The organism is Bradyrhizobium sp. HKCCYLRH3097 (assembly GCF_051167875.1).
In the GTDB taxonomy this organism is placed as follows: domain Bacteria; phylum Pseudomonadota; class Alphaproteobacteria; order Rhizobiales; family Xanthobacteraceae; genus Bradyrhizobium.
The window spans coordinates 212,171-231,817 of the sequence record NZ_JBNPTX010000002.1 but is presented as its reverse complement, the minus strand read 5'-3'; the positions used below and the strand labels follow the sequence as shown (position 1 = coordinate 231,817).

The 19,647-nt window shown below is 65.5% G+C and carries 19 protein-coding genes; 10 read left to right on the top strand and 9 right to left on the bottom strand.

The features are described 5' to 3' along the window. Positions 1-84: 84 nt before the first annotated feature. The gene (locus ACQR0U_RS06650; protein ID WP_315751588.1) at positions 85-1,281 is read right to left on the bottom strand and encodes an acetylornithine transaminase; all 1,197 of its coding nucleotides are present in this window, start codon (positions 1,279-1,281) and stop codon (positions 85-87) included. Positions 1,282-1,701: 420 nt separating this feature from the next. On the opposite strand from ACQR0U_RS06650, the gene ACQR0U_RS06645 reads away from it, so the two are divergent. Continuing rightward, on the top strand, positions 1,702-2,823 hold the full coding sequence (locus tag ACQR0U_RS06645) for a DUF2336 domain-containing protein (RefSeq protein WP_316167943.1): 1,122 nt from the start codon (positions 1,702-1,704) through the stop codon (positions 2,821-2,823). 90 nt (positions 2,824-2,913) lie between these two features. Here the strand turns inward: ACQR0U_RS06645 and rimO are convergent, their stop codons facing one another. Further along, positions 2,914-4,239: a 30S ribosomal protein S12 methylthiotransferase RimO gene (gene rimO, locus ACQR0U_RS06640; RefSeq protein ID WP_316185052.1), complete on the bottom strand. Its 1,326-nt coding sequence runs from the start codon at positions 4,237-4,239 to the stop codon at positions 2,914-2,916. A 113-nt stretch (positions 4,240-4,352) separates the two neighbouring features. On the opposite strand from rimO, the gene ACQR0U_RS06635 reads away from it, so the two are divergent. From ACQR0U_RS06635 to ACQR0U_RS06615, 5 genes are all read left to right on the top strand, one after another. Further along, positions 4,353-4,943 (top strand): ANTAR domain-containing response regulator, encoded by a 591-nt coding sequence (locus ACQR0U_RS06635; protein ID WP_008965342.1) that lies wholly within the window; start codon positions 4,353-4,355, stop codon positions 4,941-4,943. Continuing rightward, positions 4,940-6,094, top strand: coding sequence for a CmpA/NrtA family ABC transporter substrate-binding protein (locus ACQR0U_RS06630; RefSeq protein WP_434843024.1), 1,155 nt, complete (start codon positions 4,940-4,942; stop codon positions 6,092-6,094). The genes ACQR0U_RS06635 and ACQR0U_RS06630 overlap by 4 nt, the downstream gene beginning before the upstream one ends. 345 nt (positions 6,095-6,439) lie before the next feature. Next, a complete protein-coding gene (locus ACQR0U_RS06625) occupies positions 6,440-8,230 on the top strand; it encodes a NirA family protein (RefSeq protein ID WP_434843025.1) in 1,791 nt (596 codons plus the stop codon). Continuing rightward, a complete protein-coding gene (locus ACQR0U_RS06620; protein WP_316188351.1) occupies positions 8,227-9,828 on the top strand; it encodes a sulfite reductase subunit alpha in 1,602 nt (533 codons plus the stop codon). The genes ACQR0U_RS06625 and ACQR0U_RS06620 overlap by 4 nt, the downstream gene beginning before the upstream one ends. Positions 9,829-9,987: 159 nt before the next feature. Continuing rightward, the gene (locus ACQR0U_RS06615; RefSeq protein WP_316188350.1) at positions 9,988-10,137 is read left to right on the top strand and encodes a hypothetical protein; all 150 of its coding nucleotides are present in this window, start codon (positions 9,988-9,990) and stop codon (positions 10,135-10,137) included. Between the two features lie 6 nt (positions 10,138-10,143). On the opposite strand, the gene ACQR0U_RS06610 is transcribed toward ACQR0U_RS06615, so the two are convergent. The 3 genes from ACQR0U_RS06610 to pxpB are packed head-to-tail and all read right to left on the bottom strand — an operon-like array spanning position 10,144 to position 12,724. Beyond that, positions 10,144-10,911: a LamB/YcsF family protein gene (locus ACQR0U_RS06610; protein WP_434843026.1), complete on the bottom strand. Its 768-nt coding sequence runs from the start codon at positions 10,909-10,911 to the stop codon at positions 10,144-10,146. Positions 10,912-10,961: 50 nt separating this feature from the next. Further along, complete coding sequence (locus tag ACQR0U_RS06605; RefSeq protein WP_434843027.1) at positions 10,962-11,996, bottom strand: biotin-dependent carboxyltransferase family protein; 1,035 nt, start codon at positions 11,994-11,996, stop codon at positions 10,962-10,964. Then, a complete protein-coding gene (pxpB, locus tag ACQR0U_RS06600; RefSeq protein WP_434843028.1) occupies positions 11,993-12,724 on the bottom strand; it encodes a 5-oxoprolinase subunit PxpB in 732 nt (243 codons plus the stop codon). Before pxpB ends, ACQR0U_RS06605 begins: the two co-directional genes overlap by 4 nt. Before the next feature lie 247 nt (positions 12,725-12,971). Between pxpB and ACQR0U_RS06595 the strand changes: the two genes are divergently transcribed. Both ACQR0U_RS06595 and ACQR0U_RS06590 read left to right on the top strand, forming a co-directional pair. After that, the gene (locus tag ACQR0U_RS06595) at positions 12,972-13,670 is read left to right on the top strand and encodes a ribonuclease activity regulator RraA (RefSeq protein ID WP_257164758.1); all 699 of its coding nucleotides are present in this window, start codon (positions 12,972-12,974) and stop codon (positions 13,668-13,670) included. 48 nt (positions 13,671-13,718) lie between these two features. Then, positions 13,719-14,126, top strand: coding sequence for a (R)-mandelonitrile lyase (locus tag ACQR0U_RS06590; RefSeq protein WP_008965351.1), 408 nt, complete (start codon positions 13,719-13,721; stop codon positions 14,124-14,126). A gap of 77 nt (positions 14,127-14,203) precedes the next feature. On the opposite strand, the gene ACQR0U_RS06585 is transcribed toward ACQR0U_RS06590, so the two are convergent. Next, positions 14,204-15,049, bottom strand: a complete 846-nt coding sequence (locus tag ACQR0U_RS06585; protein WP_434843029.1) for a DUF2147 domain-containing protein — start codon at positions 15,047-15,049, stop codon at positions 14,204-14,206. 91 nt (positions 15,050-15,140) lie between these two features. Next, entirely contained in the window at positions 15,141-15,617 is a 477-nt protein-coding gene (locus tag ACQR0U_RS06580; RefSeq protein ID WP_316170521.1) for an Lrp/AsnC family transcriptional regulator, read from the bottom strand. Positions 15,618-15,762: 145 nt separating this feature from the next. On the opposite strand from ACQR0U_RS06580, the gene ACQR0U_RS06575 reads away from it, so the two are divergent. Continuing rightward, positions 15,763-16,782, top strand: a complete 1,020-nt coding sequence (locus ACQR0U_RS06575) for a 1-aminocyclopropane-1-carboxylate deaminase (RefSeq protein WP_315711969.1) — start codon at positions 15,763-15,765, stop codon at positions 16,780-16,782. A gap of 908 nt (positions 16,783-17,690) precedes the next feature. Here ACQR0U_RS06575 and ACQR0U_RS06570 read toward each other — a convergent pair. Both ACQR0U_RS06570 and ACQR0U_RS06565 read right to left on the bottom strand, forming a co-directional pair. Beyond that, positions 17,691-18,083: a hypothetical protein gene (locus ACQR0U_RS06570; protein ID WP_315712623.1), complete on the bottom strand. Its 393-nt coding sequence runs from the start codon at positions 18,081-18,083 to the stop codon at positions 17,691-17,693. Positions 18,084-18,155: 72 nt separating this feature from the next. Next, positions 18,156-18,947, bottom strand: a complete 792-nt coding sequence (locus ACQR0U_RS06565) for a transporter substrate-binding domain-containing protein (protein ID WP_315711968.1) — start codon at positions 18,945-18,947, stop codon at positions 18,156-18,158. An 84-nt stretch (positions 18,948-19,031) separates the two neighbouring features. Between ACQR0U_RS06565 and ACQR0U_RS06560 the strand changes: the two genes are divergently transcribed. After that, a complete protein-coding gene (locus tag ACQR0U_RS06560) occupies positions 19,032-19,547 on the top strand; it encodes a DUF1993 domain-containing protein (protein WP_315751578.1) in 516 nt (171 codons plus the stop codon). Positions 19,548-19,647 lie beyond the last annotated feature (100 nt).

Here is a 19,647-nt window from a genome sequence, read left to right as displayed (position 1 = left end):
ACCTCGATGTTTGTGCCTCATCTGTAGGCAGCGGGACGCAGGCTTCGCGTATGGCACGGAGCCTGCGTCCCGAACGGCATTCGATCAGGCGACGCAGCGCGCAGCGCCGACCTTGGTCAGGATTCCGTCCAGCGTGTCGATCATCGCCGCGATGTCATCGCGCGTCACATTGAGGGCCGGCATGAAGCGCAGCGCATCCGGACGCGGCGCGTTCAGCAGCAGGCCGAGCTCGAAGGCATGCGCGACGATCGCCGGCGCGATCGGCCTGATCACGTCGAGCGCAAGCAACAGACCGCGGCCGCGCACTTCGCCCAGGCCGTGCCTTGCCGAGATGCGCTGCAACTCGCTCTCCAGATAGATCCCGTTGTCCGTGACAGCCTTCAGAAACTCCGGCTTCTCGATGACGTCGAGCACGGCGAGTCCCGCCGCACACATCAGCGGATTGCCGTTGAAGGTACCGCCCTGATCGCCATGCTCGAAGCAAGACGCCGCTTCGGTCGCCAGCAGGGCGGCGAGCGGAACGCCGCCGCCGATGCCCTTGCCCAAGGTCATGATGTCCGGGAGGACGTCGGCGTGCTCATAGCCGAACAGCTTTCCGGTGCGGCCCATGCCGGTCTGGATCTCGTCGACGATCAGCAGCAGCCCGTGCCTGGTGGTCAGCGCCCGCAACTGCTGCAGGAAACTGTCCGTCGCGGGCCACACGCCGGCCTCGCCCTGGATCGGCTCGAGCATGATCGCCACCGTCTTGTCGGAGATCAGGGCCTCGACCGAGGCGATGTCGTTCAGGCGTGCCTTTGGAAAGCCCGGGACCTTGGGCTCGAACAGCGGCTCGAACGCCTTCTTGCCAGAAGCCGACATCGTCGCCAGCGTGCGGCCGTGGAAGCCGCCCTCGAAGGTGATGATCTCATACGCGCCGTTCTTGCGCAGAGCGCCGTATTTGCGCGCGAGCTTGATGGCGCCTTCATTGGCTTCGGCGCCCGAATTGGTGAAGAACACCTGGTCGAAGCACGAGCGGTCGACGAGTGCCTTGGCGAACTGCAGGCTGGTGTCGTTGAAATACGCTGGGCTCGGGGTGATCAGGCGCGCCGCCTGGCTGGCGAGCGCGCTGGCCAGCTCCGGCGGCGCATGGCCGAGCGAGTTCACGGCCCAGCCCTGGATGAAGTCCAGATAGCGCTTGCCGTCGTCGTCCCATAGCCAGGAGCCCTTGCCCTGAACGAAGACGGTGCGCGGACGCGCCGTGATCTCCATCAGAGCGTCGTAGGGATGGGAGGCGGTCAGCATGTGCAATCTCCTGTGCTCAGGGGTGAAACGGTGGGCCAAAAAGCGAGAAGGCCGCTCCTTTGCGGGAGCGGCCTTCTCGAAAACCTGGAGCTGATGAGCTAGCTGATCAGCAACGTCTTCGGACATGGCGCGCCCCGGCATCGTCACGGCGGTGACGACGGCAAACGGCGGCGCGGCGGTTGGTCCGGTTGAAGATCATGCGGCGGCCATACAGGCAAATCGCAACCGGTGTCAAGATGCCGGCCTGCAGGGTGCAATACGGGCCGCCGCTCCGGGAAGCGGCGAGGGAAGCGCCGGCCGGCGCGAAGGCCGCACGATCCAATCTCGGGTCTCGCGCTTTAGTGACAACTTTACCAAACATTTAGCGGCTGCGTTTACTTTGCCGGCCAGCTTGAAAATGCAAGCTGCTCAGGATGAGCGATGTCGAACCCCCATCTCACGATCGCCGAAGAAGTGCAGGCGGCCATAGCCACCGGCTCAGCCGACCGCTGCTCCGGCGTGGCCGAGCGGGTCGCCTCCCTGTTCGTCGCCTCCGCCGGCAGCCTGGATATCGAGCAGCACGCGCTGTTTGCCGACGTCTTCGAGCGTCTCGTCAACACCATCGAGCTGCGCGCGCTGGCCGACGTCGGTGCCCGGATCGCACTCGCCGAACTCAGCGCCCAGCTTGCCCCGATCCCGCAGGCGCCGGCTGGCGTGATCCGGCGGCTGGCTCATCATGACGACATCGCCGTCGCGGGGCCGGTGCTTTCGGAATCGCCGCGGCTGAGCAGCGAGGATCTGATCGAGATCGCGCAGACGCGCAGCGAGAAGCACCTGGTGGCGATCGCCGGGCGCTGGTGGCTGCAGGAGATCGTCACCGATGCGCTGCTCGCGCGACGCTATCCGAGCGTGAGCCGGCAACTGATGAAGAATCCCGGTGCGCGGGTGTCTCCCGCCGGATTTGCCGCCATCGTGGCGCAAGCGGCTGGAGATGCGGAGCTCACGGTCGCGGCCGGCATCCGCGCCGATCTGCCGGCAGCCTTGCGCAGGACCCTGTTGCAGCGCGCGACGGAGGCGGTGAGGGTGCGCCTGCTCGCCTCGGCGCCGCCGCATCTCTACGAGGAAATCCGCAGCGCCATTTCAGCGGCCACGCTCGACGCCGAGCGCGATATGTCACGAAACCGCGTCGGCGGCAGCGCCAAGGCGGCGATCGGCCAACTCAAACAGGGCGGAAAGCTCACCGAGGCCGAGTTGCTCGAATTTGCCCGCCAGCGGCGCTACGGCGAGACGATCGCGGCCATCGCGGAGCTCGCGAAATGCAGTATCGAGCTGGTACGGCCGCTGATGCAGAGCCTGCGCAGCGACGGCATTCTCGTGCCGTGCAAGGCCGCTGGACTGAGCTGGGTCACGGTTGCCGCGATCCTCGATAGCCGGTTCGTTTCAGGTGCAACGCCCCCCGACGAGCTGACCAAGCTCAAGAACAAATATCTCGAACTGAAGCAGGACGAGGCGCTTCGCCTGCTGAATCTCTGGTCGGTTCGCACCACGGGCTCCTCGCACTGAGGGGCGGTCGCAGGTCCAGGACTCATTTACACGCCCGTCTGCGATTACCCCGAGTTCCCGGCGGGTGGCCCGAGACGCGACAGAGCCGCGCTAGAACCCAGCAACCGTGCCGTGCAGGTCGTATTCGTCGGCACGCTCGATCTTGACCGTGACGATCTCGCCGACACGCAGCGGCCGCCGGCTGGACAGATAAACGGCGCCATCGATGTCGGGGGCATCAGCCTTGGTGCGGCCCTTGGCGACGCTTGGCCCGACCTCGTCGATGATCACCTGCTGACGCGTTCCAACCTTGCGCTTGAGCCGGCGTGCCGAGATCTTCTGCTGGCGAGCCATCAGGGCGTCCCAGCGCTCCTGCTTGACCGCGTCCGGGACCTGGTCGGGTAGGGCGTTGGAGGTCGCGCCGGCCACAGGCTCGTATTTGAAGCATCCGAGCCGATCGATCTCGGCCTCATCCAGCCAGTCCAGCAGATAGGCGAAATCGGCGTCCGTCTCTCCGGGGAAGCCGACGATGAAGGTCGAGCGCAGCGCAAGGTCAGGGCAGGTGGTCCGCCACGCCTTGATCCGGTCCAGCGTCTTGTCCTGCGCCGCCGGGCGGCGCATCGCCTTCAGGACGTTCGGGCTGGCATGTTGGAACGGGATGTCGAGATAAGGCAATATTTTACCGTCAGCCATGAGGCCGATCACCTCGTCGACATGCGGGTAGGGGTAGACGTAATGCAGCCGGACCCAGGCGCCGAGCTCGCCGAGCTCGCGCGCCAGATCGAGGAAGCGAGCCCGGACGCTGCGGTCCTTCCAGGCGCTTTCGGCATATTTCAGGTCCAGCCCATAGGCCGAGGTGTCCTGCGAAATGACCAGGAGTTCCTTGACCCCGGCCGCGATCAGCCGCTCGGCCTCGCGCAGCACGTCGGCTGCGGGGCGCGACACCAGATCGCCACGCAGCTTCGGGATGATGCAGAAGGTGCAGCGGTTGTTGCAACCTTCGGAGATCTTCAGATAGGCGTAGTGCCGGGGCGTGAGCTTGATGCCCTGCGGAGGAACCAGGTCGAGATGAGGGTTGTGCGCAGGCGGCGATGCGCGGTGGACGGCGTCCAGCACACTCTCGTACTGCTGCGGGCCGGTGATCGACAGCACGCCGGGATAGGCCTGCTCGATCTGCTCCGGCTCGGCGCCCATGCAGCCGGTCACGATGACCTTGCCGTTCTCGGCCATGGCCGAGCCGATCGCCGACAGGGATTCCTGCTTGGCGCTGTCGAGGAACCCGCAGGTGTTGACGATGACGACGTCGGCGCCGTCATGCTTCCGGGCAAGCTCGTAGCCCTCGGCGCGAAGGCGCGTGATGATGCGCTCGGAATCGACCAAAGCCTTGGGACATCCGAGCGAAACAAAGCTGATCTTGGGCGCCGAACCCTGCTGCATCTTGGAACTGCCTGATGAGATAGGCGTCAGCTAGTCCGAATTGCCCAGAAAGACAAGGCTTTGACGCGGCCACGTCCATGCTATGGGTGAGGGCCCGGACAACCTGGTGATCGATGAGCGCCGAGCAATCGCCTAAAATCGTGATCGTCGACGAAAGCCCGATCCGCGCGGCCATCCTCGAGGAAGGCTTGCGGGAAGCGGGCTTTACCGGCGTCGTGCATGTCAGCGAGATGCAAGGTCTCCTGGCGCGCATCTATGCCCTGGATCCGGACGTCATCGTCATCGACCTGGAGAACCCGAGCCGCGACGTGCTGGAGCAGATGTTCCAGGTCAGTCGCGCCGTCCGCCGGCCGATCGCGATGTTCGTGGACCAGAGCGACGCGGCTTCGATCCAGGCCTCGGTGGAGGCGGGCGTCTCCGCCTACATCGTCGACGGCCTGAAGAAGGAGCGGATCAAGCCGATCCTCGATCTCTGCATCTCCCGCTTCAATGCGTTCTCCAAGCTTCAGGACGAGCTCGAGCGCACCAAGTCCGCGCTCGAAGACCGCAAGGTGATCGACCGCGCCAAGGGCATTCTGATGAAGATGAAGGGCTTCACCGAAGAGGAAGCCTATGTGCTGTTGCGCTCCACAGCGATGCGCGAAAAGAAGAAGATCGGCGAGATCGCGCAATCGATCCTGACCGCCTCGGAGATGTTGAAATGACCGGCCCGCTTCGCATTGGCTTCATCCCGCTGGTCGATGCCGCCGCGCTGATCGTCGCCGTCGATAAGGGCTTCACGGCCGCGGAGGGGCTCGACGTCACCCTCGTCCGCGAGGTCTCCTGGTCGAACGTCCGCGACAAGCTCAACATTGGCCTGTTCGATGCCGCGCATCTGCTGGCACCGGTGGCCATTGCGTCCAGTCTTGGTATCGGCCACGTCAAGGTTCCGATCGTCGCGCCGTTCAATCTCGGCGTGAACGGCAACGCGATCACCGTGACGCCGGCGCTGCATGCGGCAATCATGGCCCACCTCGAGGGTGATCGTTTCAACCCGATGGCGACGGCGCTGGCCCTGGCGCGCGTCGTCGCTGAACGGCGCAAGGCCGGCGCCGAGCCGCTGACGTTCGGCATGACGTTCCCATTCTCGACCCACAACTATCAGTTGCGGTTCTGGATGGCCGCAGGCGGTGTCGACCCCGATGAGGACGTCCGTCTCGTGGTGCTGCCGCCGCCCTACATGGTGGAGAGCATCGCCAACGGTCACGTCGACGCGTTCTGCGTCGGAGCACCGTGGAACTCGATCGCGGTCGATCTCGGCATCGGCCATATTCTCCACTTCGTGTCTGACGTGCTGGTGCGCGCGGCCGAAAAGGTGCTGGCGGTCAGGCAGAGCTGGGCTGACAAGAATCCCGGCGCCCTCGCCGGCCTGGTCCGCGCCTGCGCCAAGGCCGCCGATTTCATCGAGCAGAACCACGCAGAAGCCGCACGTATCCTAGCCCAGCCGGAGCGGATCGGCGTCAATGCGGAGGTGCTCCAGCGCACGCTGGACGGCCGCCTCAAGATCTCGCCGGACGGCACCTTCCGCGAAAGCTCGCGCTATCTGCTGGTGGGCCGGGAAGAGGCGGGACGGCCCGAGAAGATCCAGGCGGCCTGGCTCTATGCCCAGATGGTGCGGTGGGGCCAGACTCCCCTCAGCGCTGAAGCCCTGGGCACCGCCATGGGCGTGTTCCGGCCGGACATCTACGACGCGGCGATGGGCACGGCCGCGGTTGGCACGGATGGCGCCGTCGGCGCCTTCGCCGGTCCGCCTTTCGCGGCGGACGACGTGATCGGCCACCTCAAGGCCTTCAAGATCGGCCGCTGGACGGCCTGAGTCTTCCACTCAGTACTTAATTTGGGCAACTCGCTCCGCCGATCAAGTTTTGGGCGAAGTGCCCGCATTTGAGGGCTTGAGCCTGCCAGCGCGGGTTCGCCGATTTGAGCAGCCCTCTGAATTCTCTTACATTTCCTGCTTGTCCCGGCTGGCACGCAATTTGAATATTGCAGTGCGGTCAGCCGCCACAGATGCCGCTGACTGCAGTCCATTATCGGATTTCCGCAGCAACGAAGCTGGTCGGATCGCTCATTTGAACCGCGCCCCATCGGCCGTTCGACGACGCGATCCTCGTCCCATCCGCAAACGCCATTCGTCCTGGCCGCTGGAGCTTCGTCCGCCATCATGAAAATCGAACCCTTGTCAGTCGACTTCAACGACGAGCAGAAGCGCTACCTCGAAGGGTTCGCCGCCGGCCTCAAGGTCACGCTCCCCGGCCGCGGGCAGGCTGCTGCGACGACGGCTGCCGAGCCGACCGGGCCCGACGCCATTCACATCAAGGCGCAGGACAAGGTCATCGCATCCGGGCGCAAGCTCGCCGACCAGGAGAAGGTCAAGCGCGAGCTGCACCCGTTCGATGCCTATGAGCGGCTGAAGGAGCAGGCCCGCAGCAATGCTGCGCCGTCCGCGGCGGACAATTTCCGCTGGCGCTATTACGGCCTGTTCCATGTCGCGCCGGCGCAGGACTCCTACATGTGCCGCCTGCGCATTCCCAACGGCGTGATGAAGCATTGGCAGCTCGCGGGGCTTGCCGACCTCGCCGACCGGCTCTGCGGTCCCTATAGCCACGTCACGACGCGCGCCAATTTGCAGCTACGCGAGATCCCGCCCAAGCATGCCGTGATGCTGCTGGAAGGTCTGTCGGATCTCGGCCTCACCGCGCGCGGCTCCGGCGCCGACAACATCCGCAACGTGACGGGCACGCCGACCGCCGGCATCGATCCGCAGGAGCTGCTGGACACGCGGCCCTATGCCCGCGAATGGCACTTCCACATCCTCAACGACCGCTCGCTCTACGGCCTGCCGCGCAAGTTCAATGTCGCCTTCGACGGCGCCGGTCGGATCGCGGCGCTGGAGGACACCAACGACATCGCGTTCTCGGCGGTCGAGGTGAAGGACGGATTCGGCGTTGCGCCGGGCGTGTGGTTCAAGCTCGGCCTCGGCGGCATCACCGGCCACAAGGATTTCGCCAAGCCGACCGGGATCATCGTCGAGCCGGAGCGGGCGACCGAGGTGGCCGACGCCGTCGTGCGGCTGTTCATCGAGATCGGAGATCGCACCAATCGCCTCAAGGCGCGGCTCAAATATGTGCTCGACAGCATGGGCCACGACAAGTTCATGGAAGCCGTCGAGGCCAGGCTCGGCCGCAAGCTCACGCGCGTGCCGGACGAGGCGCTCAATCCGCGTCCCGATTCGGACCGGATGGCCCATATCGGCGTGCACAAGCAGAAGCAGCAGGGGCTGAACTGGATCGGCGTCGTGCTGCCGCTGGGCAAGCTGACCACGGATCAGATGCGTGCGCTCGCGAAGATCGCAGCCGATCTCGGCGACGGCGAGATCCGGCTCACGGTCTGGCAGAACCTGCTGCTCTCGGGCGTTCCCGACGACAAGGTCGCGCTGGCCTGCGCCGCAGTCGAGCAGATCGGACTGTCGGTCAAGGCCTCGTACATCCGCGCCGGACTGATCGCCTGCACCGGCAACGCCGGCTGCAAGTTCGCAGCATCCAACACCAAGAAACATGCGGCCGAGATCGGCGACTGGTGCGAGAGCAGGGTGGACGTCGACACGCCGCTGAACATCCATCTCACCGGCTGTCATCACTCCTGCGCCCAGCACTACATCAGCGACATCGGCATGATCGCGGCAAAGGTGCCGGTTGGTGACGGCGATGAAACGGTCGAAGGCTATCATCTGTTCGCCGGCGGCGGCTTCGGCCCGCAGGCCGACATCGGCCGCGAGGTCTATCGTGACCTCAAGGCGGCGGATGCGCCTGTAACCGTCGAGAAGCTGCTCAAGGCCTATCTCGCCCATCGCGCCTCGCCCGAGGAGACCTTCCTGTCGTTCGCACGCCGTCACGACGGCGAAGCGCTGCGCAATCTCGCCGAAGCCCAGATCTCGTCGGAGGTCTCAGCATGAACCAGATCACGCCCATGTCCAAGATCGAGATCATTCCTCCGACGGCGCCATTCTCCGAGGCGCAGCGCTCGTGGCTCAACGGCTTCCTGGCCGGAGCGCTCGGTCTCGACGGCGCGACGGCATTGTCGCCTGCGCAGAACGGCGCCGTGCTCGCGCCCGCGGGCGACCGTGATGACGGCGAGGCGCCATGGCACGATCAGACCATGCCGATCGGCGAGCGCATGAAGCTCGCCGAGGGCCGTCCGCTGCGCCGGCGCATGATGGCGGCCATGGCACAGCAGGACTGCGGCCAATGCGGCTATAATTGCAGCGACTATTCGGATGCGATTGCCGATCGCAGCGAGGCGCGGCTCAACCTGTGCGTCCCCGGCGGCAAGGAAACCGCGCGGATGCTCAAGGCGCTCTACGAGGAGATCGACAAGGCTCCGGCCGCGGCCAAGCCCGCTGCGGCTGCGCCGGCCACCGTCTCCGTCGTCGTCAGCGAGCCCGGTCGCTCGCGCGACAATCCGGTCGAGGCGACGTTCCTGTCGCGGCGTCTGCTCAACAAGCCGGGCTCGGAGAAGGAGACCTGGCACATCGAGTTCGATCTCGGAGAGAGCGGGCTCGACTACGTCGTCGGCGATTCCTTCGGCATCTTCGCCAAGAACGATCTCGGCCTCGTCGATCAGATCATCGCGCTGCTCGGCGCCTCGCACATGACCGAGGTGAACGGCAAGCCGCTGCGGCAGTGCCTGCTCGAAGACGTCTCGCTGGCGCCGGCGCCGGATTCGCTGTTCGAGCTGATCTCCTTCATCACCGGCGGCGCGACCCGCGAGAAGGCGCGGCAACTGGCGCAGGGCGAGGATCCCGATGGCGACGCGGCAACGCTCGATGTGATGGCGGTGCTGCAGAAGTTCTCCGGCGTCCGGCCGCATCCCGAGGCCTTCGTCGAGGCGCTGGAGCCGCTGCAACCGCGGCTCTACTCGATCTCGTCGTCGCACAATGCCACGCCCGGCAAGCTGTCGCTGACGGTCGACTGCGTCCGCTACGTCGTTGGCAAGCGCAAGCGGCTGGGACTTGCCTCGACCTTCCTGGCCGAGCGGATCAATCCCGGCGACAAGCTGCGCGTCTATGTGCAGAAGGCGCATGGCTTCGCGCTGCCGGCCGATCCGAAGACGCCGATCATCATGGTCGGTCCCGGCACCGGCGTCGCGCCGTTCCGCGCCTTCCTGCACGACCGCAGGGCGACCGGCGCGCCGGGCAAGAACTGGCTGTTCTTCGGCCATCAGCGCAGCGACTGCGACTTCTTCTACGCCGACGAGCTCAACGCCATGAAGACTGCCGGCCTCTTGACGCGGCTGTCGCTGGCGTGGTCGCGCGACGGCGACAAGAAATTCTACGTCCAGGACCGCATGCGCGAGGTCGGCCGCGAGGTGTGGACCTGGCTCGCCGACGGCGCCCATCTCTACATCTGCGGCGACGCCAAGCGCATGGCCAAGGACGTCGAGCGCGCCCTGGTCGACATCGTCGCCCAGTTCGGCGCGCGTTCGACGGACGAGGCGGTGAGTTTCGTCGCGGACCTCAAGAAGAAGGGCCGGTTCCAGCTCGACGTCTACTGAGCTGGAACCCGGCGGAGAATATTCTCGGTCGCAACATCGGCCGAGAATTTTTTGGTTCCAAGCGGACCCGAAACAGGGGGCTTGTCGTTATTTCGCCGGTTACCTTGCACCGGCTCGCGAGAACGCTTTTCTCATGGCCGGAACTTCAGGAGACCGGCCATGCGCACGATATCGACGCCCCTGCGACGGATGCCCCAGGCCCGCGCCATTCGCGAGCGCGGCGCAACCGTCGCGCTGGTTGCTTTCTACAGCGCGATGGCGCTGATTGCCGCGATCACCCTGGGCACGTCTTTCACGCATCCGTTCTGATTCTCATCACCTCTTGAACGGCGCGACCGTGATGGCGGCCGCGTCGAGCGCCTTGCGGACCTCCCGCGCAATCTCGACCGCTCCGGCGGTGTCGCCATGGATGCAGACGGTGTCGGTCCGCATCTTCATCACCTTGCCAGTCACCGAAATCACCGCGCCGTCCTGAACCATGCGCACGACGCGATCGGCGATGAGCTTGGGATCGTGCAGCACGGCGCCGGGCTTGCTGCGCGACACCAGGAGTCCATCGTCGCCATAGGCGCGATCGGCAAACACCTCGTGAGCCATCCTCAGATTGGCCTTCTCGCCAGCGGTCACCAGCTTGGAGTTGGCGAGCACGACGAAGATCAGGCTCGGATCGACGGCCTTGATCGCCTTGGCGATGGCGTTCGCCGTCATGTCGTCCTCGCAGGCGACATTGGACAACGCGCCGTGTGCCTTCACATGCGTGACCTTGTGACCGGCCGCGGTGGCGATCGCCTGCAGGGCGCCGATCTGATAGGCGACGAGGTTCTCGATCTCCGATGATTTCATCCCCGGCATCGGACGCCGACCGAAGCCATGCAGATCGCGATAGCCGGGATGCGCGCCGACGCTGACGCCTTTGGCCTTCGCCATCTCGACCGTCCGCCGCATGATGTCGGCGTCACCGGCATGAAAGCCGCAGGCGACGTTGACCGATGTCGCCAGCTCGATCATGGCGGCGTCATTGCCCATTTCCCACGGGCCAAAACTCTCTCCGAGGTCGCAGTTCAGATCGACGGTGCTGGTCATGTCAGGGTCCGCTCGTTGATGGGTCCGAAGCAACGTGAGATGAGATCAAACTAATCGGGAGTGACTCCGGGCCAGGTGGTGGCGTCGGTTGCGCTGACGGCATGACCGGCCACATTGGCCGTGAACAGCGCATCGACGTTGAAGTCGCTGCTCGTAAGCTCGGTGACGCGCCCGGGCAAGCTGCGCAGCAGATCCTTGTAACGACGCAGTTCGGCCTGCGCCTCGGCCATGCTCACGGCCTTGAAGCGGAACGGCGTGCCGGCCGGCGTCTGCGCTAGGCGGCCGAAATCGGCCGTGATGACGGTCGCGATCTTCGGATAGCCGCCGCTGGTGCCGCGGTCCGACATCAGCACGATCGGCGAACCGTTGCCGGGAACCTGGATGCTGCCGTCCACGGTGCCGTCCGAGACGATGTTGTGACCGTGCAGGTGGCGCATCTGCGGCCCCTCGAGGCGATAGCCCATGCGGTCGCTGGTCGCCGAGACCATCCAGTCGCTGCCGAGGAATAGCGCTTTCATCTCGTCGCTGAACTCGTCGTCCTGCGGTCCCATGACGACGCGAATCGCGCCGCCGGCTTTCGGCAGATCGATCCGCAGTTCCGGCGCATCGCCGGCGGGCGCGACCTCGAACACGTCGCCGGCCTGAAGCGGGCGGGGGTAGGGGCTGCCGAGCCCGGCGCGCGCATTCACCGAGAGACTGTTGAACATCGGTTCGCCGGCGATGCCACCTGCGATGGCGAGATAGGTGAACGAGCCGCCGCGCGCAAAGCCGAGCGTGAGCTGCTCTCCGTCGTTCAGCGTCACCGACGTGTTGATCTCGACCTGCCGCTTGGCGACATCCGCCGGCCGTTGCGCGCCGGCGAGCGCCACGCGCACCGCGCCGCCCTTCGCCGCGAACGTCGCGCCGAACGGGCCGATCTCGATCGCAGCCGCCATCAGCGCATTGCCGACGAGGCTGTTGGCTGCCGCCAGCGCCAGCTTGTCCATCGCGCCGGACGGCGTCAGCCCGTAGCGCTGCGCGCCGAAACGCCCGCCATCCTGGACCGAGCTTGCCGGGCCGATCTGTGAGACGACGAGCGTGCTCATGCGGTGATCCGCTCGGCGATGAGCTCGCCGCTCTCGGCGGCGCGCTCCTGCTCGGCGAAGGTCTTGACGTCAACGGCATAGAAGCTGACCTCGTCGCCGGGCTCGAGCAGAAAGGTCGGCTCGCGATGCAGTTGAAATGTCCGCATCGCGGTGCGGCCAAGCAGGTGCCAGCCGCACGGGCCGGCAAGGCATTGGATGCCGGTCTGGATGCCGCCGATGGCGATGATGCCGGCCGGTGTCCAGAGCCGCGGATTCTGGCGGCGCGACATCTGCAGCGTGGGATCGAGACCGGACAAATAGGACCAGCCCGGCGTGAAGCCGATCATTGCGACGCGATAAGTGCTGGCGATATGGCGTGCGACGACTTCGTCCGGCGTGAGGCTCAACGCCTTGGCGACATCCTCGAGGTCGATGCCATTCTCTCCGCCATAGCAGACTGGAACCCGCCAGCGCCTGACCTCACTTTCCGGCGCGAACGACCCGGCCGACAGCGCCAACAGCTTTGCTCCAAGGGTGTCGTGGTCGATCACACCTGCATCATAGTGCACGAGCAGCGAGCGATAGGTCGGCACCGTCTCCGTGATGCCCTCGATCCCGGCCGCTGCCACCGCATGGTCGAGCGCCAGGACGCGGCGGTTGGCGGTCTCGTCGATCGTCCGGCTGAACTCGACGGTGACGGCGCTGTCGCCGCTGGGCAGCAGGCGAGGAGGTGGAAAAGGATCGGCCATGAGTCCGAAGTGATCCGCGTTGGTGTTCCTCATCTAGCTGTTTTCATGCGCCAGTGGAATTGGGTCCAAGGCAAAAAGTCTCGAAAATTCAATAAATTAATCGGATGTCTTGCGATAAGAAGGCCTTATCGGGTGCACGCAAGCCCCGCATGCGCCGGACGCACCGCGCATGCCCTTGACGCCGCCTTCGTCGCTCGCAAGATGCGCCTGCTTTTTCAGCCAGCCCGTTTGGAGCGCCAGTCTCAAGATGTCCCTCACTCCCGAAGCCATCGCCACCCTGTCTCAAGTCACCACCGCGACCATCACCACGGTCCTGCTGAAGAAGGGGTTGCGCAATGTCTGGCTGCGCGGCGCCAAGCCGCTGCGCCCGGGACAGAAGCGGCTGGTCGGTCCCGCCTTCACGCTGCGCTTCGTGCCTGCGCGCGAGGATCTGGCGACCCCGGAATCCTGGTCGTCACCGATCTCGACCCGCACCGCGATCGAGGCCATGCCCGAAGGCTGCATCGCCGTGGTCGATGCGATGGGCGTCAAGGACGCCGGCATCTTCGGCGACATTCTGTGCGCCCGCATGGTCAAGCGCGGCGTCACCGCGCTGATCACCGATGGAGTCGTGCGCGACCTCGAAGGCGTGCTCGGCACCGGCCTTCCCGTGTGGTGCGATGGGTACGCCGCGCCGCCGTCGGTCGCAGGGCTCACCTTCGTCGGCTGGGGCGAGGCGATCGGTTGCGGCGGTGTTGCCGTGTTTCCGAACGACGTCATCGTCGCCGACCAGGATGGCGCCGTGCTGATCCCGCAGGCGATGCTCGATCACGTGCTCGCGGAAGGTCCCGAGCAGGAGCGCATGGAAGCCTGGATCGTCGACGAGGTGAACAAGGGCGCGGTGCTGCCGGGTCTCTATCCGATGAACGCCGAGACCAAGGCGCGCTACGCCGCGTCGAAGAAGTAGTTCACGACGCCGATTGATCAACGACACAGCTTCAGGAAAGGCAGAACAATGGTCGACGTTTATCTCGCGGGCTCGCGTCCCACGCGTCGCGCAGCCGCGGAAAGCTTTACGGGCACGGTCTGGCAGGACCCGATCATCACGCCGCAGGCTCCAGCCCGCGTCGCCTCGGCGCGCGTCGCGTTCGAGCCGGGCGCGCGCACGGCCTGGCACACCCATCCGCTCGGCCAGACGCTCTATGTCATCCAGGGCGTCGGCCGGGTGCAGGCCAAGGGCGGGCCGGTGCGCGAAATCAAGGCCGGCGACGTCGTCTGGATCCCGCCGGGCGAGAAGCATTGGCATGGCGCCGCGCCGACCACCGGCATGGTCCACGTCGCGATGCATGAATCGCTCAATGGCGAGCACGTGACCTGGATGGAGCACGTCACCGACGAGGAATACGCCACCCCGGTCGGCTGATACATCACTGAGAACGGTGCGAGCGCGCGGTCGCAGGGCCGCGCGCTTTGCGTTTGGAGGCGCGTCGCGCGCCGGGCTCAGTTCACCCGCGTCCAGGTCTGGCCGCCGCAGAACATGCCGCCGAAGGCGCAGCCCTGCACGCGCAGACTGTCCGCCCCCTTCAGCGCGATGGTCGAATCGTAGGTGCTGCCGCTGTTCGGATCGAAGATGCGGCCGGTCCACTTCTTCTCCTGGGCTTTGTCGCTCGGCCGCATGTTGATCAGGATCTGCTCGCCGTTCTGCTTGGTCTTCGCATCCACGGCGTAGCCGCAGAGATTGGTGCCGCAGGGCTCGATGCGAATCTGGCCCTCCTTCTCCTCGGTCAACCAGATGCCGACCGGCGAGCTGGGATCGCGACCGGCGGTCTGCGCCGCGGCGGGCGGCGCGGCTGCCGTGGTCACGGCAGGCGTCTGGGCTGGCGGCGGCGCGGCGGCGGGAGCCGGGGCGGCCGTTGCAGCGGCTGGCGGCGCAACCGGTGCGGTGGCGTTGGCGGCTGGGGCCGCCGGAGGTGGCGGCAGCGGCGCCGGTGGCGCGGCCGCCTGGACGGGAGGAGGCGCCGCCGGCGGGCTCGCTGGTGCGGCTGCCGTCGGAGCGGGCGCCGCAGGGACGGGAGCAGGGGGCGCGGTCGTAGCCGGAGCCTGCGCGGGCGGGGCCGGCGTGACCGCCGCCTCGGTGGGCGCCGGAGGCGGCTTGGCCGTATTGTCCTGGTCGCGCTTGGTGCGCTTGGTCTTCTTCTGCTCGGTATTGTCGTAGACGCCGGGGATCTGCACGGTGCCGCGGTCGGGATCGATGCGGATCGTCTTGCCGCCATACTCGATGACGTATTGCGCCTCGGCGGCACTGCTGGCCAGAACCAAAGCCGCGACGGCCAACAGCCTTTTCATCCGTGTCTCCGCGATGTCGGTTGCTGATGTGAGCGAGCTCACGCGCTGGTAAGTCGCCGATGCGGCGCCACCGGTTCAATGCCCGGCCTGCTCAGAAATCGAGCGGCGCATTGTCGACCACCTCCTTCATCACAAAGAACGTGCGCGTCTGCCGCACGCCCGGCAGCGAGATCAGCTGGTCGCCATGCATCCGGTTGAAGTCGTGCATGTCGCGAACGCGGATCTTCAGGAAGAAGTCGAAATCGCCGGCGACGAGATGGCAATCGAGCACGAATTTCAGTTTGCGGATCGCCGCCTCGAAGGTGCGAAAGCTCTCCGGCGTCGAGCGATCAAGCACGACGCCGACCAGCACCAGCGCGCTGCGCTCGACCTTCTCCGGCGCGATCTGGGCGCGCACGCCCTTGATGTAGCCCTCCTCGAACAGGCGCTGGGTGCGGCGATGGCAGGTGGCCGGACTGACATGAACGGTGGCGGCAAGCTCGGCATTGCTCATCCGGCCGTCCTTCTGCAGCAGTTGCAGGATGCGCCGATCGACCCGGTCGAGGTCAGTGGTGGAAGATTCTCTCATTTTTTCCGTCATATGCGAACATATCTCTTGCCTGGGTCAATTCTTGCGGACGTAAGCACGAAAATGCAGGCCAATAAAGAGAGCACCTTTCTCCGCCTTTTTCGTATGTTTCGGCCGGCCCTTTCATCCACCCACGGAGAGACCCGTGCTTCGGCTCGACAAGTTCAAGAAGTATCCGCTCACCTTCGGTGCCACCCCGATCGAGCATCTGCCGCGGCTGACCGCGGCGCTCGGCGGCAAGGTGCAGATCTATGCCAAGCGCGACGACTGCAATTCCGGTCTCGCGATGGGCGGCAACAAGCTGCGCAAGCTCGAATACATCGTGCCCGATGCGATCGAATCGAATGCCGACACCCTGGTCTCGATCGGCGGCGTGCAGTCGAACCATACCCGCATGGTGGCGGCGACCGCGGCCAAGATCGGCATGAAGTGCGTCGTCGTGCAGGAGAGCTGGGTGCCGCACGAGGACGCCGTCTATGATCGCGTCGGCAACATCCTGATGACGCGCCTGATGGGCGCCGACAGCCGCATCGTCGAGGACGGTTTCGACATCGGCATCCGCAAGAGCTGGGAAGATGCGATCCAGTCGGTCAAGGATGCCGGCGGCAAGCCCTACGGCATTCCGGCCGGCGCCTCCGTGCACAAGTTCGGCGGTCTCGGCTATGTCGGCTTCGCCGAGGAGGTGAGGGCGCAGGAAGCCGAGATGGGCATCAAGTTCGATTACATCATCGTCTGCGTCGTCACCGGCTCGACCCAGGCCGGCATGATCGTCGGCTTCGCTGCCGACGGCCGCGCCGACCGCGTCATCGGCATTGACGCCTCCGGCACGCCGCAGCAGACCCGCAGCCAGGTGCGGCAGATCGTCGACAACACCGCTGAGCTCGTCGAGCTCGGCCGCAAGGTCCGCGACGACGAGATCGTGATCCTCAACGACTACGCCTATCCGGCCTATGGCGTGCCGAGCGCCGAGACCAACGAGGCCATTCGCCTGGCCGCCCGCACCGAGGCGATGATCACCGACCCGGTCTATGAGGGCAAGTCGATGCAGGGCATGATCGACCTGGTCAAGAAGGGCTACTTCCCGGAAGGGTCGAAGGTGCTCTATGCGCATCTCGGCGGCGCCCCGGCGATCAACGGCTACAGCTACACGTATCGCAACGGGTGAGGGCGGCTTCATCGTCCCTCGCAGCGTCGCGGTGAGCCGGGCTCCCACGCCACACTCCGCTGTCGTCCCGGCCTCCGAGCCGGGACTCATAAGCACCGGCCGTGGTGTCGTCGCGAGCCATCCACACATGACGCCGTCATTCCGGGGCGCGCGCAGCGCGAGCCCGGAATCCATAACCACACGTGGACGTGTTGGGCACGCCGGCTGCTCCATCTCGTTCCAACAAAGTCCGCTTCGGAGTATGGATTCCGGGCTCCGCTGCGCGCGCCCGGAATGACAGCGAGTGTGCTGACAGACTTTCGCTTGCATGACATCGCTACACATGAGCTGGCGTTCTCGCGACGCATGGCGTCCGAGTGATCCATCAGTCGAACCCTCTCAATCAGAAGAGGGCGCAGGGAATGCCGGGTGAGGGCCTCACCCATGGCCCGCCTGCGAAAAAAATGCAGGCGGCAGGTACCACAGGTGCTGCCGATCAACCGGCATTCCCTGCGCGACGGTCTTAACGCTTATACGCAGTCTCCCTGGTGCGCCGGGCTTGTTGGCCACCATGGTCCGCGCGGCGCGTTAGCGCCGCCGCGAACGTGACACCAGCGTCGGGGTGTCAGGACCCTGCGACTTCACGTCCGCAAGCTGCCGTTCGTCCGCGTGCAAGCACGCTTTCGGCATCTCGCGGCCATCGCCTCCCCACCTCGCGTGTCGTGACGATTGCGCGCGACGCCCCTCTTCGATGAGGCGGGATGGCGGCAGTGAACCATATTTTTCTGAAAAACGAAAGTCGAATATTTTTCGCCCGGGGACTGGACAGGGGTCTTCCTACTGAAATTGCGAAAGAACATTTTGTTTCGGCGCAGCTCTTCCTTGCGGGTTCTCCTCAGGTGCCGGCAGACGGCAGCGACTTCCAGGGACTATGCACTCGGCAAATCGAGGCCGTCAGGCAGCCTGATCCACAGGACGGTTTGCGCGTCCGCGGAGTGACGCGACAGATGACCCTTTCCGTGCGTGTCCTCCACCAGCACAAACTCGCCTGCGGAGACGCGCCGCACCTCGCCGTCGCTCGTCTCGTATTCGACCGCCCCGCTCAGTCTGACGGTCAACACCCGCCCCGGAACGGTGTGCCAGTCAACCTGGCGCATACCGGCGGGGATCTGCGTAAACTCGACGCTTGAGGCGATATAGCGCTTGGAAACTTGAAACGGCTTGGCGCCGGGGGCGACGGTCACAGCCGCCGCCGTCGGGATATCCACTTCACCGAAGCGGGACTCGCCGTCGGGCGTTGCGTAGATCCGAAGACACTTCATCGCATGTCGTCCTTTGCTGGCGGGCCAGAAGATCATCCGGTCATCATTGCCCGACGGAAGACCGCGGACATGTTACTCGAACCAATTCTTGTAGATCGCCTGGTAGCTGCCGTTCTCGGTCGAGATATGCAGCCACTGGTCCACGAACGCTTTGAGCGCCACGTCGCGCTGCAGCCAGTAGGCTTTCTCGGAGAAATCGAACGGCTTCTCCGGGTGCACGGCGCAGAGCACGCCGGGATGCAGCTTCTGCTGATAGCGCGTCTCGGAGGCGTCGGTCATCATCAGGTCGGCGTCGCCCTTGGCGATCTCGTCGAAGATGGTGACGTTGTCGGGGTGGACGCGGATGTCGGCTGACTTGATGTTGGCGCGGGCGAAGCGCTCGTTGGTGCCGCCCGGATTGACCACGACCCGGGTGCCGGGCTTGTCGATGTCGGACAGCGTCTGGTACTTCGAGGTGTCGGTGCAGCGCGCGATCGGGGTCTTGCCCTCGCGCATGATCGGCGTCGAGAACAAGCCCTTCTTCTGGCGGTCGAGCGTGATCGATACGCCGCCCATCGCGACATCGAACTTGTCGGCCTCGAAATCCTTCATGAGCTGCGGCCAGCTCGTCGGCACGAACTCGACCTTGACGCCGAGCGCCTTGCCGAGCGCCTCGGCCATGTCGACGTCGAAGCCGGAGAATTTTCCGGTCGCCTTGTCGAGATAGGTGAAGGGCTTGTAGTCGCCGGTCATGCCGACCCGTAAGCTGCCGCGCTGCACGATCTCGTCGAGGCGCGAGGGCTGGTCGGCGAGTGCGGCAGTGGCGAGACCGCAGGCCAGCACGGCTGCGGTCACGGCGGCGACGGTCCGGTTGAAAAATCCCATATTGAATCACCTCGCATGATGTGGCCGCGCTATTCATAGCGGAGGTCGCCACGCGCGACGAGGGGCAAGCAGGAAGGTTGGTTGATGAGCATTTCCTTGGTGCAGGCGTCGGTCGAGGTGTTCGTGCCTTATCTTCACAACCTCTCGGGGGTGCTCGACAAGGCCGCTGCCTTTGCCGAGGCGCGCCGCATCGATCCCGCCGACCTGCTGCAGGCCCGGCTGGCGCCTGACATGTACAACCTGATCCGGCAGGTCTGCGAAGCCAACCGCCACGCCACCATCGCTTGTGCGCTGCTCGCCGGCCGCGCGCAGCCGACCGTTGCCGACAGCGACACGGATATGGCCGGGTTGAAGGCGCGGATTGCAACCGCGATCGACGATGTGCGCAGCGTGCCACCTGCGGCGATCGAGGAGGGCGCGAAGCGGGAGGTCAGCTTCACCTTCCGCAACGGTGCGACGCGCAGCTTCGACGATGGCCGCTCATTGCTGCTCACGTTCAGCCTGCCGCAGTTCTTCTTTCACGTCACCACGGCCTACGACATCCTGCGTCACGCCGGCGTGCCGCTGGCGAAGCCGGACTATCTGGGCGCGCGGAGGTAGGCCCTTCCGGAGCGGGACGGCAGGCGGCCTCAAGGTCCACAAAATACGAATGGCCAGGATGGAACCCGGCCATGGGATTTGGAGACATCGCAACGAAGAC